The organism is Streptomyces inhibens (assembly GCF_022221585.1).
In the GTDB taxonomy this organism is placed as follows: domain Bacteria; phylum Actinomycetota; class Actinomycetes; order Streptomycetales; family Streptomycetaceae; genus Streptomyces; species Streptomyces inhibens.
This window is the reverse complement of sequence record NZ_CP084681.1, coordinates 3,311,620-3,326,958: the sequence shown is the minus strand read 5'-3', so window position 1 is coordinate 3,326,958 and position 15,339 is coordinate 3,311,620. Positions and strand designations below refer to the sequence as shown.

Below are 15,339 nucleotides of genomic sequence, written 5' to 3'. Positions count from 1 at the left end.
GCCATGGAGACCGCAGATCCGCCGCGCCCACCGGAAACGCCGGGATCACCGGGATCATCGGGATCATCGAGAGTGCGGAGAACGCCGGGAAGACCGCGGCGTCCCCGCACATCCGGCAGCCATCGCCAGGGTGCACATGCCCCAGGTGCCCGGCGCACACTGCGTTCGGCGCGGCGCCGCGCGCTGCCCTATCTGCTGATCGCGCCGACCGTACTCGCCCTCGCCGCCGTCCTCGGCTACCCGCTCGTCGATCTGCTGCTGCTGTCCTTCCAGGACATGGCCCGCCGGCAGCTGTTCTCCGGGGCCGCACCGCCCTGGGCAGGTCTCGACCACTACCGGACGATCCTCTCCGACGGCTTCTTCTGGACCGTCGTCGGCCGCACCGCGCTGTTCACGGTCGTCTGCGTCGGCGCGACGATGCTGCTGGCGATGGGCGTCGCGCTGCTGATGCGGCGGGTGGCGCCCTGGGTGCGGATGACGATGGTCGGCGTGCTGGTCGCCGTATGGGCCATGCCGATCATGGTTGCCGCCTCGATCTTCCGCTGGCTGTCCGACGCGGACTACGGAGTCGTCAATTGGCTGCTCGGGCTGGTCCCGGGGCTGGATTTCAGCAAACACAACTGGTTCGACAATCCCTGGCAGGGATTCGCCGTCATCGCCGGTGTCGTCGTCTGGGGCGCCGTGCCCTTTGCCGCGATCACCCTGCAGGCCGCACTCAGCCAGGTGCCCGCGGAACTCGAAGAAGCGGCCATGGTCGACGGCGCCCGCGGGCTCCAGCTTTTTCGGCATGTCACCTTCCCGGTGATCAAACCGGCCGTCGTCCTGGTCACTTCGCTCTCCGCGATCTGGGATTTCGGGGTCTTCAACCAGATCTGGCTGATGCGCGGCGGCCAGCCGGAGAAGGACTACTACCTCCTCGGCGTCTATTCCTTCATCGAATCCTTCGCCGTCAACCGCTACAGCGTCGGTGCCGCCATCGCCGTCATCACCGTACTGATGCTGCTGGGCGGCGCCGTCGTCTACGTACGCCAGATCATCCGGCTGGGAGGCACCGAATGAACCCTTCGTCTGCCCGGCGCTCCCGGCACCGCCGTTTTACGGCCAATGCACTGGGACTGCTCTTCAGTGCGGTGATGGCATTCCCGATCTACTGGATGCTGCTCACCGCATTCCGGCCGGCCGAAGAGATCCACCACAGCCCGCCGCAATTCTGGCCGGGCCACCTCACCCTGGAACACTTCCGCCGAGCCATCGATACCCCGACCTTCTGGGCCAATGTGCGCGCCAGTGTCCTCATCGGCATCGGCACCGTGCTGGTCTCCCTGCTGATCGGAACGCTCGCCGCATTCGCCCTCGCGCGCTTCTCCTTCGCCGGCCGCAAGGCCTTTGTCCTCGTCATCCTGGGCGTCCAGATGATCCCCCTGGCCGGGCTGATCATCCCGGTCTATTTGCTGCTCAGCGATGCCGGACTGACCGACAGCCTGCTCGGCGTGATTCTCACCTATCTGGTGTTCATGCTGCCGTTCACGGTCTGGCTGCTGCGCGGCTTCATCGTCGGTATCCCCGTGGAGCTGGAAGAGGCCGCGATGGTCGACGGCTGCACCCGCCTGGGCGCCTTCCGCCGGGTCGTGCTCCCGCTGCTCGCCCCGGGGCTGGTGGCCACCTCGATCTACGCCCTGGTCCAGGCGTGGAACGAGTACGTGCTCGCCTACGTACTGCTCTCCAGCAACGACAAACAGACGCTCAGCATCTGGCTGGTGTCCTTCCAGACCAGCTTCGGCACCGACTACGGCGGGCTGATGGCCGGCGCCACCCTCACCGCGCTCCCCGTGGCGGTCTTCTTCGCGATCGTTCAGCGCCGGGTCGCCACAGGGCTGGCGACCGGGGCCGTCAAGGGATGACCTCTGTACCCGACCTCGCAGGAGAACACGTGACGTTCGACCGTCTCGACCTGGTGTCCAAGCTGTACCAGCCGTCGGGCTGGCCACGGATCCTCGAAGCCGCCTCCGGAGACTCCTCCAGCGGCCCGCTGGTCGTGGACCTCGACCCCACGACCTTCTGCGATCTGGCGTGCCCCGAATGCATCAGCGGGAAGCTGCTCAACCAAGGGCGCTTCACACCCGAGCGGCTGGCCGAACTCGCCGAGGAACTGGTGGAGATGTCGGTGCGGGCGGTGGTGCTCATAGGTGGCGGGGAGCCGCTCGCCCACCGTGGAACCCGCGCGGTGCTGCGTGTCCTCGGCGAGGCCGGCATCGCCATCGGGGTCGTCACCAACGGCACCTTGATCAAGCAGAACCTGACCGAGCTGGCCGCGTACGCCTCATGGGTGCGGGTGTCCGTCGACGCCGGCACCAGCGAGACGTACCGGCTCTTCCGGCCCGACCGCAAGGGCCGCAGCGTCTTCGACAAGGTCATCGGCAATATGCGGCTGCTGGCCGAGGCCAAACAGGGCGCCCTCGGCTACTCCTTCCTCGTCATGACGCGGCAGGAGCCGGACGGCAGCGTCGTGAGCAACCACCACGAGGTGTTACGGGCGGCGGAACTGGCCCATGACATCGGGTGCGACTACTTCGAGACCAAGGCGATGTTCGACGACGGACACCATGTCGTCCAGGTGCCGGCGGAGGTCCTCGGCTCCGTCGAGGACCAGCTGCACGAGGCCGCGAAGTGGGAGGACGACACCTTCGAGATCGTCAACTCCTCGACCCTGACCTCCCTACGGGCCCGGGTCGGCCCCGTACAGGAGAAGGACTACCACCGCTGCCGGGTCGCCGAGCTGCGCACCCTGGTGACCCCGTCAGGGGTGTATGTCTGCTCCTACCACCGGGGGAACGCCGGAGCCAGGATCGGTGACGCGGTGACCGACAGCCTGGCGGAGATCTGGCGCAGCTCCGACCGCGGCGTGGTGGACCCGAGCCGGGACTGCCGCTTCCACTGCGCGCGCCACCGCTCCAACCTCGAACTCGACAAGATCGGGGCGGGAACGGTGGCGGCACCGGAACCCGGCAGCGACTACGACCCGTTCATCTAGGGCCGGTTCCTAGGGCATCGGCTGTCCGGCGATCTCCGGGGCGAGACCTGCGGCCGCCCGGGTGGGGATCACCCGGGCCCGCGGATGCGTACCGTGCAGCGCCTGCCGCAGGCGTGCCACGACCTGCTCCTGTTCCGCCGCCGGGCAGACGCCGACCAGCGCGCCGCCTCCGCCGGCCCCGCTCAGCTTCAGCGGCAGGCCGGCGGAGCGCAGGGCCAGCGCCCGGAGCTCCTCCAGCAGAGGCGTCGACATCCTCTGCAGGTCGCGCATCGCGTCGTGCGCCGTGCTCATCGCCGTACCGAGCGCGGTGAGATCGTGGCGGTGCACGGCGTCCCACACCGCTGCCGACGCCGCATCGGACCGCTCCATGTACGCCGTGAGCCGGGCATCGCCGGTCGCGAGTTGATCGCGTACGACACGGATGTGGTCGCTGGTGTCCTTCTTGGTGGCCGAGTCGACGACCACTACGGCCCAGTCACGAGGGAACTCCGCGCGGCTCCGGATCTCCGGGAGGCCGGTCGTCCGCCCGTCGAGCAGCAGCGCACCGCCCGCGATGACGGCGAGATGATCCATCCCGCCACCGTTGAAGACCGCGAACTCGAACTCGTACGCCCACTGCGCCAGCGTCCGGGCGCGGATGCCGCCGGCCGGCGCGCAGGCGTCGGTGAACGCCCGGAACAGCGCCACGATCAGCGCGGTGGACGACGACAGTCCGCTCGCCGCCGGTGCCTGGCTGCGTACCGTCACCGCGGGGGGACGCGGGCCCAGCCCGGACAGCCGTTGGCGCAGGAACGCCCACACCTCGTCCGCCCAGCTCCCCGCCCCGCCGTCGCTCTCCGCCGCGCCCGGGGGACGGGCGGCGGGCGGCCGTAACGCGACCGAGGTCGTCAGATCCAGCGCCAGGCTGACGGACCGGCCGCCCAGCCAGTCCAGATCCTCCCCGGACAGACACGCCCGGCACGGCACCACCGCCGCTCCGGCTGTCACTGCCTGCCCTGTTGTCACTGCCCGCGCCGTTGTCACTGCCCGCCCCGTTGTCACTGCTCGCTCCGCTTTCGCCGCTCGCTCCGCTTTCGCCGGTCTCACCGCTTGCCCCGCTCTCTTCGCGTTCATCGGGCCTGAAACCTTCCGGTCGAGCTGAACTCCCGGAACATCTCCAGGACCACAGCGGTGGGCGGATGCAGCGGGCCGGGCGGATCCGTGAGCGCACAGAACCGCATCCGGGTCACCTCGTCCCGGCCCGGGGACGGCTCGCCCGACCAGCGGCGGGCCACGAAGCACAGCGCGAAACAGTGGGTGACATCCCCGTTCGGGTAGGTGAGCGTGTGGACGTCCGGGTCGGAGAGCGAGCCGAAGGCCTCCAGATCCGCGCGCTCGACCCGTAGTCCGGTCTCCTCCGCCAGCTCCCGTACGGCCGTGCCGGCGAAGTCGCTGCCTTCCTCGCACGCCCCGGCCGGCAGCTCCCATACGCCGTTGTCGACGCGCTGCTGGAACAGCCCGTGGCCGGCGTCGTTCAGCAGCAGCACCTGGGCGCCCGGTACGAGCAGCCGCCGGGTGCCCACCTTCTGCCGCAGGGACCAGAGGTACGAGCCGACATAACTCATCTGTGTGTCACCCTTCGTGGTGCCCTGTCCCGGATTCCGGGAGCAGGCTGTCATGCGGCCGGTTCGGCGGCCAGCCAGCCGGGCACCGCGTGCGGGGTGGCGGTCAGCCAGCGCACATAGCGCTCCACACCCGCGCGTACATCGATCCGCGGCTTCCAGCGCAGCAGTTCACGGGAGTGGTCCGTCGCAGCGTAACCGCCCAGGGGATCGCCCTCGGGCATCGGGGTGGTGATGAACCGGCAGCGGGGAAAGTGCGGTGCGATCAGCTCGCCCACCTCCCGCACCGAAGTGGGCACCCCGGTCCCCACGTTGACGGTCTGTCCGGCCATCCGCTCCTCGATCAGCGCCAGTGCGGTGGCCGCCGCCACATCCTCGACATGCACCAGGTCCCGCACCTGTACGCCGCCCCCGTTGAGCCGCATCGGCCGGCCGAGCCGGGCCTGCATCGACAGCCACGCGACCATCCACGAATGGCTGCCGGGCTTGGGGATCTGCGGATCGCCGTAGACGGAGAAGTAGCGCAGCACCGCGTACTCCGGACCGTCCGGACCGCCGAGCAGCAGCCGGGTCTGGTGCTCGGCCCAGAGCTTGGAGTTGGCATACACGGACACCGGGAGCAGCCGCTGGTCCTCGTGGAACACCTGCGGCCCCCGGATCGCGGGATCACCGTCGCCGTACACCGCGGCCGACGACACCAGCACCAGCCGGCGGGCCTTGGAGGCGGCGGTCTCCTCCAGCACCACCTGGGTGCCCTGGACGTTCGCCCGGAAGGCGATGTCGGGCCGTCTGGTGCACGCGGCGACATCGGCGTACGCGGCGGCATGCACCACATAGTCGGCATCGGCGATCACCCGGCGCACCGCCTCGCGGTCGCAGATATCCCCGACGACCACCCGCACCCCGAGATTCTCCACACCGAACAATGCGGTGTGCGCCGATTCCGGATATGCGTCCAGGCGGTCCAGCACCGTTACCTCGGCGTCGGCCTGGCGTAATAATGCGACCAGTCGGCTGCCCACCAGGCCGGCGCCACCGGTGACCACCACACGCGCATCCCGCAGTTTTTCCAGCCGGGCCGCAACCGTTTCCTCCGGGGCGTTGCGCGGCGCACTTACCTCGCCATTTCCGTTCACCGTCTGAGACATGGAATCCTCTCACCGCACATGAGATCGCCGGATCGTTGTCAGCGGTCAGCATGTCGGGCGCCGAATGCCGCTACCAGAGCGCCATTTCGGCAGTCTTGCGGCGCTGAGTGCGGCGGCCGTACTGTCCGGAATCACCTGTGCCGGATTGCCCGGGACTGCGGAATGTTGCGGAGGAATTAATGACGCGTTATCGGTTGAGCGGCGCCGTGATGACCCACCCCAAACGCCGTGCGGCGGCCGAGAGCCTGGCGCAGGCCGCGCCGCCGGGGGCGTTACGGGTCGTCATGGACCCGGACCCGGCGGGCCGGCCGTCCGTGCTGCGTACGGCGTTGTGCGCATGGTCGGCCATCGAGGACGGCGCCACCCATCAGCTCGTCGTCCAGGACGACATGATCCTTTCCGATACGTTCTTCGAGCGCGCCCGGGCGGCGATCGAAGAGATGCCGGACGCGGCGCTCGCGCTTTTCGCCCTGTGGGACTCAAGAAACGGCGCCGCGGTACGTTTTGGGGCCATGACCGGGGCGCGGTGGGTGGGCGCCGTCAACGAGTACTTTCCGTGCGTGGCCATCATTCTGCCGAGGCGTGTCGCCGATGGATTCGTGGCTTTCGGCCGACGCCATCTTGACAGTTGGCCCGACGACATACTGATGTACAGGTACTTACGCGCCAATGGAATCCCTTCGTACGTATCCGTGCCCAGCCTCGCCGAACACGAGGACCACGGCAGCATCTCCGGCAACGCCTTCCGCGGACCGCGCCGTTCGGTGTGCTTTCTCCCCTCGGACATGCCCGGTCGTGAAGAAACCCGGCTGACCGGCCTGAAAGTCCTGCCGTTCTTCAAACACGGTGTGGCGCAATGCGCGGTACGCCTCGACGGACCCGATCCCGGGCGCTGGCTCCACCTCGACTGCGCGCAGTACCTCGAAGGCTGCGGTGTGCGTGTCGAAAGGGTGCAATCAGCCATCGCGGGAATGGCCGAAGCCGCCACCCCCGCCGCCGCGAAGGGGACTTGGCTGACCGCCTTCACGATGGGATTCGTACAGCGACGGGAGGGGCTCGGCCGCGCCGGGGAGCCCGACCCCGAGGTGCTCGCCGAGGCGCTGGCCACCGTGGGTCCCGGCGGCATCAGCTACGCACAGCCCGAGGAGCGGATCGCGGAGCTGCGCGACGAGCTGGCGCGGATCGCCCGGGCCGGCGTCGAGGCGGGCGGCGAGGCCGCCGGGCGGCCCCGGACGAGGCGGGCCGCCGCCGGACCGTGCCGGATCGGGGTGCTCGGCGCCGGGACCCCGTTGGGGGAGCACCTCGTGCGGGGGCTGGCGGACGACGGGCACCAGGTCACCACCCTGGGGCCGGGGCGGCAGGCGGAGCAGACCCTGGACGCGGTGCTCGATCTGACCGCCCTCGGGGCGTCGCCCGGCGCCGACGGCAGCCGTATCACCCTCAACTCGCCCTCCTGTGAAGGCGTCTGCATCGTGCGCACCGGGGACCTGTACGGTCCGGGCTGCCCGCACGACTCACGGATCGGCCGCATGGTGTGGGACGCGCTGCGCAGCCACCCGCTGACCTTCGAGGAGCCGCCCGGTGCGCTGCTCCGCCCGCTGCACACGAGCGATCTGATCGGCGGCCTGTCGGCGATGCTGCGGACACCCCCGTCCGAGCGCGCGATCGGGCTCGCGGACGCCGCCACCTGCACGGTCGCGGAGATGGCACAGGCGGTCCGCAAGGCCGTCCGCCCGGTGCCGATCGCCGACCGGGCGGCACCGCCCGAGGCACCCGGACCCCGCGCGAAGGAGGCGGCGTGGCCGCCCCCGCCGCCGGGCTGGAAAGCCACCACCGATCTGACCTACGGCCTGCACACGTACGCCCAGTGGCTGGCTTACGAGGGCATCCACGGCACGCCGGACGCGTAACCGTGGGCCTTGGGCCACAAGGCACGTCCTGGACGATCGACGGGCCAGTGCCGTGACCGCATGGGTTCACCGGGTTTGGTCAAGCTGCGATCTTGAGAGGGCGTCCGCCCCAGCGGATGCCTTTCTCACTGCGGACGCGGGCACGTTCGCGGCGTTGGGCGGCCAGTACGTCGGGATGGTGGGCGTGTTGGTTGCGCCAGCGCACGTATGTGTGCAGGGCGCGGGCCCGAACGCGTCGAACGCGAACACCCGGTCCGGGAATCGCTCCAGCACCTCTTCGACGCGGTCCGGCTTGGCGTCGCGCTCGGGGTCCGGGGACTCCTTCCACGTCTTGGTGCGTTGGAAGGCGATGCCGCGGCGGGCGAGCAGGCACCGTAACGCCTCGCGGCCGATACGGATGACGCGACCGTGGACTTTCCGCAGGTAGGCGGCGAGTTTGCGGATGGACCAGCGGGTGAATGCCCGGCCGAGCTTGGTCGGGCGGGTGGTGGCCGTCTGGATGACGACCGGCGGTCGGATCAGACGTCACCGCACATCCGACCGCCGTGACCACGACCCGGGCGAACCTTCCTGGTCGGAGAGCTACTTCTCGCGCAGAGTCTCGATTTCGGCGGCCAGCACAGCCAGGTCGCGCACGTGCGTGTAGTACCTGGCCGCGTACGCGTCGTCGATCGCCGGGAGAACCTTCTCGAACACCGTCGTCAGCCGGATCAAGCCTTTGCCGCGCTGTTCGTCGAGCGGGCCTTTGAGAACGCCCAGGGCGTAGCCGTAGGCGTCCGCACCAAGCATCACCATGTCCTGGTCCTCGATGTCCAGGCCGCGAAAGCCTGGCGGGAACGGCATGGCCATGTGCTCGGCCATCATCTGCGAGAGCGCGTCGAGCTTCTCTTCGAACATGCGTGAGATCCTTCCGGATCACACCCGGCGGACCAAAGCGGTCACGGCACTAGATGATCGGCGGGCGCCCCAGCTTCGTCATCCGCCACACCGTGCGCCAGCGCATCGGCCGCCGCCGCCCGCACGGAGTGCGTACTCCTTCGGCGAAACCGGCGGCCCAGGCCCGCATGCCCGCCGCCGAGCGGCTGCGGACGGCGGTCAGCGCGGCCCATACGCCCAGGTAGAGCGGCACCAGGAGCGCGGGGAGATGCCGCTTCGCCAGCCATACCCGGTTTCTGGCCACCATGCGATGGAAGACGGCATGCCGGGTGGGCGAGGTGTACGGGTGCTGTAGCACGATCTCCGGCGCGTAGCGGATGTTCCAGCCGTCGTCCAGGGCCCGCCAGGCCAGGTCGGTTTCCTCGTGCGCGTAGAAGAACTCGTCCGGCCAGCCGCCGATGCGCTCCAGCATCGGCACGGACAGGGAGTGCCCGCCGCCGAGGAACGTCGTGACCGGACCGCCGCGCCGGGGGTCGCCGACGCGCAGGCGGGGGACGTGCCGGCGCTGGGTGCGGCCGAGTTCGTCGGCGATGCGGAAGCTCACGATCCCCAACTTCGGGTCCTGCTCGTGAAGTTCGGCGAGCCGGCTGAAGACGTCCGGGCTGATCAGCAGGCCGTCGTCGTCCAGATCGACCACCACGTCCAGCTCCCCGAGCTTCCGCAGCTCGTCCAGGGCGACGTTCCGGCCACCGGAGACGCCCAGGTTCTCGCTCAGCTCGACGCCGGTCGCACCGTGCGGCAGTGGGGGGAGCGGCGAGCCGTTTCCGACGACCACGATGTGCGCCGGCTGAAGGTCCTGCTTGGCGACCGAATCCAGCAGCGCCTGCAATTCAGCGGGGCGGTTTCCCATGGTCAAAATGGCGACGCCTACGCGCAGATGACGCACAGATGAATACTCCGTTCTTGGCGGTCTCTCTGCGATGCTAGTCCCCGGGGGAGGCGGCTGCGCGCCATGACGCAGGCCCGGCGACATCCCTGTGACGCGGGCCCGGCGACCCCTTCCCACCGGGTCCCCCGCGAGGCGTCCGCACCGGCGAGCGGACGCCGTGTCCGTACCACGGCCGTCAGAGCGCAGCGGCTCCTCCGCGTCCACCAGGAACTGGTTGAAGGTGAAACCGATCCGGTGAGATGTCCGGCCGGGGCACGGTGGCCCGCTGTCCTGTCGCGGCGCACCATGGAAGGACCAGGGGGTGGTTCACAACGACCCGGGGGGTGGTGGGAGGAAGCCCTCATGATGGAAGTCAAAACGATCGACAAGCCGGATGAACGGCGTGACTTTCCCCGGGGTCACCTCGAAGCCCTGCACCTGACCGGACTGGACTTCGCCGTGGGCACCTTCGAGCCCGGCTGGCGCTGGTCGGAGTCGGTGGGCCCGATCGCCGGAACCGACAGCTGCGAGGTCCATCACAACGGCTTCGTGGTCCAGGGACGGATGCGCGTCAGGATGAACGACGGCGCGGAGTCCGAAGTCGGACCCGGCGATGTCTTTGTCGTCCCGGCCGGCCACGATGCCTGGGTGGTCGGCGAGGAGCAGGTCGTCATGTACGACTTCGCGGGCGCTATGGCGACGGAGTACGCCAAGGCGAAGGGCCCGGGCTGATCCGGAAGACACGCTCTGGACGGTGAAACGGTGCGCGCTCTCCCGGACGAGGTCCGGGGGCGGCGCGTACGCCTGATTCCCCTGTGGCCGGTAGGGCGGATTCCCTCGCGGCCGGGGGGCGGATTCCGGCGTGGCCGGCGTGTGGATTCCCACGTGGATCGGGATGTCTAGGAACGTGTTCGGTGGGCAGGGGAGCGGGACGGTCCGGCGCGGAATATGTCACGGGGTGATCCCGTTTTCGCAGCGGAAACCGACTGAACATCGTCGAACGACCGGAAGCAGGGAAACACGCATGGCCACGGTGGAGCTCACCAAGGAAAACTTCGACGAAATCGTCTCCGGCAACGGTTTCGTCCTCATCGACTTCTGGGCCGAGTGGTGCGGGCCCTGCAAGCAGTTCGGCCCGGTCTTCGAGCGATCGTCCGACAAGCACGACGACCTCGTCTTCGCCAAGGTCGACACGGAGGCGCAGCCCGAGCTGGCGCAGGCCTTCGAGATCCAGTCCATCCCGACCGTGATGATCGTCCGCGACAACATCGCGGTCTTCGCCCAGCCGGGCGCACTGCCCGCCGAGGCCCTGGAGGACGTCATCGGGCAGGCCCGCGCCCTGGACATGGACGAGGTCCGTGCGTCGGTCGCCGAGTCCCAGCAGAGCGAGCAGGCACAGGCCCAGTAGGCTCAGGGCTCGTGAGCGAACTACTTCTGGTCCGGCACGGCGAGACCGAGTGGAGCCGGGACGGCCGGCACACCAGTTGGACCGATCTGCCGCTGACCGCCAATGGCGAGGAGCAGGCCCGCGCACTGCGGCCGCTGCTGTCGGGCCGGAAGATCGCGCAGGCGTACGCCAGCCCGACGGCGCGGGCACAGCGCACCGCCGAGCTGGCGGGCCTGGCCCGGCCGCGGATCGACGCCGACCTGCGGGAATGGGACTACGGCGGCTATGAGGGCATAACCACCGCCGAGATCCACCGCAGCCGGCCCGGCTGGTATCTGTTCTCCGACGGTGTCACCCCCGGCCCCGAGGGGCACCCGGGGGAGTCGCCCGACGAGGTCGGGGCGCGCGCCGATCGGGTGCTGGCGCGGATCGCGCCACAGCTCGATGCCGATGAGGGCGATGTGGCGCTGGTGGCGCATGCGCACTTCCTGCGGGTGCTGGCCGCCCGTGCGCTCGGGCTGCCGGCCTCCGCGGGCGGGCGGTTCACGTTCGAGACCGGGGCGTTCGGCGTCCTGGGCACCGAGCACGGCCGCCCCGCGGTGATCGCCTGGAACACCCGGAGTCTGTAACGGCGCGGCCGACGCCGTGGCGGGCCACGACGGCCCCGGCGGGGGCTACGAGGCCATGGGGTCGAAGTGCAGCGGCTGCACCTTGCCCTCGATCATGGCGCCGAGCCCCATCACGGCACAGGTGTCGGGGCGGTCCGCGGTGTGCACGGGCATGGTGGTGGCCTGATGGATCATCGGCTCCAGGCCGGGAATCAGGGCGCTGCCACCCGCGAGCATGATGCCGCGCTCCCCCAGGTCGGCCACCAGATCCGGCGGGCAGCGGCGCAGTACGGCGCCGATGCTGTCGAGGATCGCGGTCAGCGGGGTGGTGATGGCGTCCCGTACCCGCTCGGTGTCGACATGCACCGAGCGCGCCATTCCGCTGACCACGTCCCGGCCGTGCACCTCGGTCGAGCCCGGGGTGAGCCCGTCGCCGCCGGAGAGGATCAGCTGCAACGGGCGCACGGCCTGGCCCGCCAGCATCAGCTCGTGGTGCAGCCGCAGATGCTGCACCACCGCGTGGTCGATCGCGTTGCCGCCCACCGGCACCGTCTCCGCGGCCACGATCGAACCCAGTGAGAGCACCGCGACCTGCGTGGTTCCCGCACCACACACCACGATCATGGTCGCCTCCGGCTGCTCCACCGGGAGCCCGGAGCCGACCGCAGCGGCCACCAGGGTGTCGACCAGCTCGACCCGGCGCGCGCCCAGCCCGGTGAGCGTCTCCACCGCCGCCCGCTGGGCCAGCGGCTCACTGCCGTACGGGAGGCAGACCGCGGCCCGCATCGTGGGCCGGCGCCGCCACGTCTTGCGCAGCTTGTCGCCGACGAGGGTGCGCAGCAGCCGCTGGGCCATGTCGATGTCGACCACGGTTCCGCCGGCGACGGGGCGCACCACGCGGATGTAGTCGGGAGTCCGGCCGTCCATCACCTCGGCCTGGGCGCCGACGGCCAGCAGCGCCCCCGTGCGGGTATTGATGGCGGCGACGGTCGGTTCATCGACCACCAGCCCCTGGTTCTTCACATACACCCTGGTCCGGGCCGCGCCGATGTCGACGGCGGCCGAGCAGCGCCGCAATTGGGCGAGGCTGATGGTCATGGGTGATTCCTCCCCGATGGGCCGGTATGAACAGAGCGCTCGCACGGCCCGTTCACACGGACCGCTCGTGCGCCATCCTCTGGGCGCGCGCGAGGGCCCGCCTGTTGGGAGCGTCCGCCCGGGGGACGGGGAGGGGCTGCTCGGGGGACACGGAGGGGCCGGCTACGGCGAACGGGTGGCGCGGCGGTGGCGGGCCGGTGCGGCGGATGCTCAGTCGACCCGTCGCTGGTAGAGCCCCCAGGTGAATTCGGTGACGATGTCCTGCGGTGCGCCGTCGGGGCCGGGGGCGGTGCAGGCCAGGCGCCAGCGGGTGGGGGCGCTGCCCTCCATCGGGCGGGCCGGGGCGAAGGCGCGCGCGACCTCGTCGACGGTGCAGGACCAGGGGGTCAGGTCCGCGGTCGTGCGCAGATCGGGGGCGGCGGCGCCGGGGGCACGGACGAGCCAGGCGTTCCAGACGGTGCCCCGGGCGGCGGTGAGCACCTCGAAGCGCAGATCGGGCCAGAGGGGGACGGGCCAGGTCAGGGCCTCGCAGGTGAGATCGCCGATCCGACGGGGGGTGACGGTCTCCGGGGCGCCGAGCAGCGCCCGGTACGGTTGGACGCCGCCCGCCCGGGGTGCGTGCATCCGCGCCTGCCAGCGGCGGTTGGCCTCCCTCATCTGCGCGCGGGAGACGCCCAGTTCGCGCAGCGCCTGCTCGACCGGTCCGGGGTGGTGGTCGGCCATCCGGCGCAGCAGGACGAGCTGGAAGGCGACCGGTCCCGGCAGGTCACCGGGGGTGCCGGAGCCGGTGGGCGGGTCATTGTCAGTGGTGCGGTTCATGATGGACATGGTCGTGGAAGGCGGGGCCCGCGGGGGGTCCGGGGCGCTCGCCGTCGGGGAGGAAGAGCACGGAATTGACGTAGCGGCGGTGCGGGGCGAGGGAGCGGCGGAGCAGGCCGTGCTCGGCGACATGGGAGGTGCGGGACTGATGGGCGGGCAGATCGAAATCGGCCAGTGGCAGCCAGTGGTCGTGCGGCAGGACCCAGCCGCGATAGCCACGGGAAGCGGTCCAGTCCAGCACGGGCCCGAGCGGCTGGATGCGGGTCTCCAACTCGACGAACAGCGCCGGGAGTTCACGCTCGACGGTGCGCTCGGCGCCGCGCAGCACCGCCAGCTCGGCGCCGTCCACATCGATCTTGATGAGCGTGACGGACGCCAGGCCGAGCGCGTCCAGGGGGAGGCAGGGCACGTCGAGCGTGGCGGAGTGCAGCTCACGGCGTACGAGCGAGGAGACGCCGCGGTCGCCCCGGCCGTCCGGGGGCAGCCAGAGGGTGGCGCAGCCCGTGCGGTCGGTGGCCGCGGCGGGGACCACCTCGACATGCGTGGGGGTCACGGACGCGAGCAGACGGGCCAGATGGGGGACCGGCTCAAGGGTGACGACCCGGTCGGCGCGCCGGGCCAGTCGCCGGGTCCATGGGCCGTACCACCCACCGACATCGACGGCCGTGCCGCCCGGCGGACAGAAGTCGGCCAGCCGCCGCAGCTCCGGCTCGAAGCGCGGATAGATCCCGGCCGCGAGCGCCGACACCAGCCGGGCCGGCAGCCGAGGCCCCAGCCGCGCGGCGAGCGTCACGACCCCGGCTCCTGGTCCGTGAGGCGGCGCAGCAGACGCTCGTGCTCGGCGTCGGTGACCTGCTCGCCGGAGGAGGGGAGGAGCTGGGGGATGCCGTCGAGGAGGGGGTAGCGGCGGCGCAGCCGGGGGTTGTAGAGGACGCCGTCGGGGGCGAGAAGGGACAGCGGGCCCTTGTCGAGGGGGCAGGCGAGGATCTTCAGCAGCGGGTCATCGGGCTTCATGGCTCAACTCCGGTATGCCGGCGGGTGGTTCGGGGGCGGGGGCGTCATGGCGGGGCAGTGCGAGCAGGACGGCCACCGCGACGGCGGTGCCGCCCAGCCGCAGTGCCAGGCGCAGCGGATCGGCGGGCAGCGGCTCACCGAACGCCACGGTGCCGCAGGCGACGGTGAAGACACAGGTGACGGTGGTGCAGACGGGGACGATCACGGAGGCGCGGCAGCGTTGCAGAGCGGTCTGGGACAGGACCAGGCCGGTGGCTCCGGTGAAGAGCAGGAGGTAGGGGTACGGCGAACGGAACAGCTGCCCGGCGGCGGCCGCGAGGTGGTGGGTGGTGAGCAGACCGGAGACGCCCTTGATGGCCAGTGAGCTGACGCCGTAGAGCAGGCCGACGGCCACCCCGTAAGGGACGCCCGCGGTCGGCAGACGATGGCGGCGTCTGGCACGCCGCTCCGCCGAGCGGTACAGCAGCAGCCCGGCGGCCAGCGACGGTACGGCGATCATCAGCAGCGTCGTGGGCGGTGCGGTGCGGGCCACGGCCCGTGCGTCATCGCCCCGGAGGGAGGCGACGACCAGCACCAGCGCGACCAGGATCGCCGCGATGCTCTGCCGCTCCCGGCCGCTGGTCCGCTCGCCCAGCACCACCGAGGAGAGCAGCAGAAGCAGGACCAGACCGGAGACGAAGATGCCCTGGGCGGCGGCGATCGGCAGGGTGCGGTAGACGGCCAGTTGGGCGGCGAAACCGGCGGCCAGGGCGAGCGAGCCGCCGAGCCACAGCGGGCTGGAGAGGAGGTGCCGGACGACCCGGGCGGGCTGCCGGGTGCTCAGCGCGGGCAGCGCGGCCAGGGCGCGTTTCTCCAGTACGAAGCCGGTGCTGTAGAGGACGTTGGCGAGCAGCGCGGACGCCACGCCCCACCACGGCAT

General features: G+C 70.7%; 17 protein-coding genes. 7 read left to right on the top strand and 10 right to left on the bottom strand.

The annotated features are described in order from the left end of the window. Positions 1 to 3: 3 nt before the first annotated feature. The 3 genes from KI385_RS15340 to KI385_RS15330 are packed head-to-tail and all read left to right on the top strand — an operon-like array spanning position 4 to position 3,031. Positions 4 to 1,059, top strand: coding sequence for a carbohydrate ABC transporter permease (locus tag KI385_RS15340; protein ID WP_425356914.1), 1,056 nt, complete (start codon positions 4 to 6; stop codon positions 1,057 to 1,059). Beyond that, positions 1,056 to 1,901, top strand: coding sequence for a carbohydrate ABC transporter permease (locus KI385_RS15335; protein ID WP_425356913.1), 846 nt, complete (start codon positions 1,056 to 1,058; stop codon positions 1,899 to 1,901). Before KI385_RS15340 ends, KI385_RS15335 begins: the two co-directional genes overlap by 4 nt. Positions 1,902 to 1,930: 29 nt before the next feature. Further along, complete coding sequence (locus KI385_RS15330) at positions 1,931 to 3,031, top strand: radical SAM protein (protein WP_238572774.1); 1,101 nt, start codon at positions 1,931 to 1,933, stop codon at positions 3,029 to 3,031. Positions 3,032 to 3,040: 9 nt separating this feature from the next. Here KI385_RS15330 and KI385_RS15325 read toward each other — a convergent pair whose 3' ends face one another. The 3 genes from KI385_RS15325 to KI385_RS15315 all read right to left on the bottom strand — a co-directional run bounded on the left by KI385_RS15325 (position 3,041) and on the right by KI385_RS15315 (position 5,780). Next, positions 3,041 to 4,018 carry a GHMP family kinase ATP-binding protein gene (locus KI385_RS15325; RefSeq protein WP_238572773.1) on the bottom strand — a complete coding sequence of 326 codons (978 nt, stop codon included), beginning with the start codon at positions 4,016 to 4,018 and terminating at the stop codon, positions 3,041 to 3,043. A gap of 122 nt (positions 4,019 to 4,140) precedes the next feature. Continuing rightward, positions 4,141 to 4,635: an NUDIX domain-containing protein gene (locus KI385_RS15320; RefSeq protein ID WP_238572772.1), complete on the bottom strand. Its 495-nt coding sequence runs from the start codon at positions 4,633 to 4,635 to the stop codon at positions 4,141 to 4,143. A 50-nt stretch (positions 4,636 to 4,685) separates the two neighbouring features. Continuing rightward, positions 4,686 to 5,780, bottom strand: coding sequence for an NAD-dependent epimerase/dehydratase family protein (locus KI385_RS15315; protein WP_238572771.1), 1,095 nt, complete (start codon positions 5,778 to 5,780; stop codon positions 4,686 to 4,688). A gap of 179 nt (positions 5,781 to 5,959) precedes the next feature. Here KI385_RS15315 and KI385_RS15310 point away from each other — a divergent pair, with 179 nt between their 5' ends. Continuing rightward, on the top strand, positions 5,960 to 7,690 hold the full coding sequence (locus KI385_RS15310) for an NAD-dependent epimerase/dehydratase family protein (protein WP_238572770.1): 1,731 nt from the start codon (positions 5,960 to 5,962) through the stop codon (positions 7,688 to 7,690). A 582-nt stretch (positions 7,691 to 8,272) separates the two neighbouring features. Here KI385_RS15310 and KI385_RS15300 read toward each other — a convergent pair. Both KI385_RS15300 and KI385_RS15295 read right to left on the bottom strand, forming a co-directional pair. Beyond that, positions 8,273 to 8,587 carry a hypothetical protein gene (locus KI385_RS15300; protein ID WP_238572769.1) on the bottom strand — a complete coding sequence of 105 codons (315 nt, stop codon included), beginning with the start codon at positions 8,585 to 8,587 and terminating at the stop codon, positions 8,273 to 8,275. Positions 8,588 to 8,636: 49 nt separating this feature from the next. Beyond that, positions 8,637 to 9,512: a glycosyltransferase family 2 protein gene (locus tag KI385_RS15295; RefSeq protein WP_238572768.1), complete on the bottom strand. Its 876-nt coding sequence runs from the start codon at positions 9,510 to 9,512 to the stop codon at positions 8,637 to 8,639. Positions 9,513 to 9,857: 345 nt separating this feature from the next. Between KI385_RS15295 and KI385_RS15290 the strand changes: the two genes are divergently transcribed. The 3 genes from KI385_RS15290 to KI385_RS15280 all read left to right on the top strand — a co-directional run bounded on the left by KI385_RS15290 (position 9,858) and on the right by KI385_RS15280 (position 11,510). Continuing rightward, a complete protein-coding gene (locus KI385_RS15290) occupies positions 9,858 to 10,226 on the top strand; it encodes a cupin domain-containing protein (protein WP_238572767.1) in 369 nt (122 codons plus the stop codon). A 292-nt stretch (positions 10,227 to 10,518) separates the two neighbouring features. Then, complete coding sequence (gene trxA, locus KI385_RS15285; protein WP_238572766.1) at positions 10,519 to 10,902, top strand: thioredoxin; 384 nt, start codon at positions 10,519 to 10,521, stop codon at positions 10,900 to 10,902. A gap of 11 nt (positions 10,903 to 10,913) precedes the next feature. Then, a complete protein-coding gene (locus KI385_RS15280) occupies positions 10,914 to 11,510 on the top strand; it encodes a histidine phosphatase family protein (protein WP_238572765.1) in 597 nt (198 codons plus the stop codon). Positions 11,511 to 11,555: 45 nt separating this feature from the next. Here KI385_RS15280 and KI385_RS15275 read toward each other — a convergent pair whose 3' ends face one another. The 5 genes from KI385_RS15275 to KI385_RS15255 all read right to left on the bottom strand — a co-directional run bounded on the left by KI385_RS15275 (position 11,556) and on the right by KI385_RS15255 (position 15,339). Further along, on the bottom strand, positions 11,556 to 12,587 hold the full coding sequence (locus KI385_RS15275) for a rod shape-determining protein (protein ID WP_238572764.1): 1,032 nt from the start codon (positions 12,585 to 12,587) through the stop codon (positions 11,556 to 11,558). 210 nt (positions 12,588 to 12,797) lie between these two features. Further along, entirely contained in the window at positions 12,798 to 13,406 is a 609-nt protein-coding gene (locus KI385_RS15270; RefSeq protein ID WP_238572763.1) for a hypothetical protein, read from the bottom strand. Next, positions 13,390 to 14,199, bottom strand: a complete 810-nt coding sequence (locus KI385_RS15265; protein WP_238572762.1) for an FkbM family methyltransferase — start codon at positions 14,197 to 14,199, stop codon at positions 13,390 to 13,392. The genes KI385_RS15270 and KI385_RS15265 overlap by 17 nt, the downstream gene beginning before the upstream one ends. Next, positions 14,196 to 14,420, bottom strand: coding sequence for a Trm112 family protein (locus KI385_RS15260; RefSeq protein WP_238572761.1), 225 nt, complete (start codon positions 14,418 to 14,420; stop codon positions 14,196 to 14,198). The genes KI385_RS15265 and KI385_RS15260 overlap by 4 nt, the downstream gene beginning before the upstream one ends. Next, complete coding sequence (locus tag KI385_RS15255) at positions 14,407 to 15,339, bottom strand: DMT family transporter (protein WP_238572760.1); 933 nt, start codon at positions 15,337 to 15,339, stop codon at positions 14,407 to 14,409. The genes KI385_RS15260 and KI385_RS15255 overlap by 14 nt, the downstream gene beginning before the upstream one ends.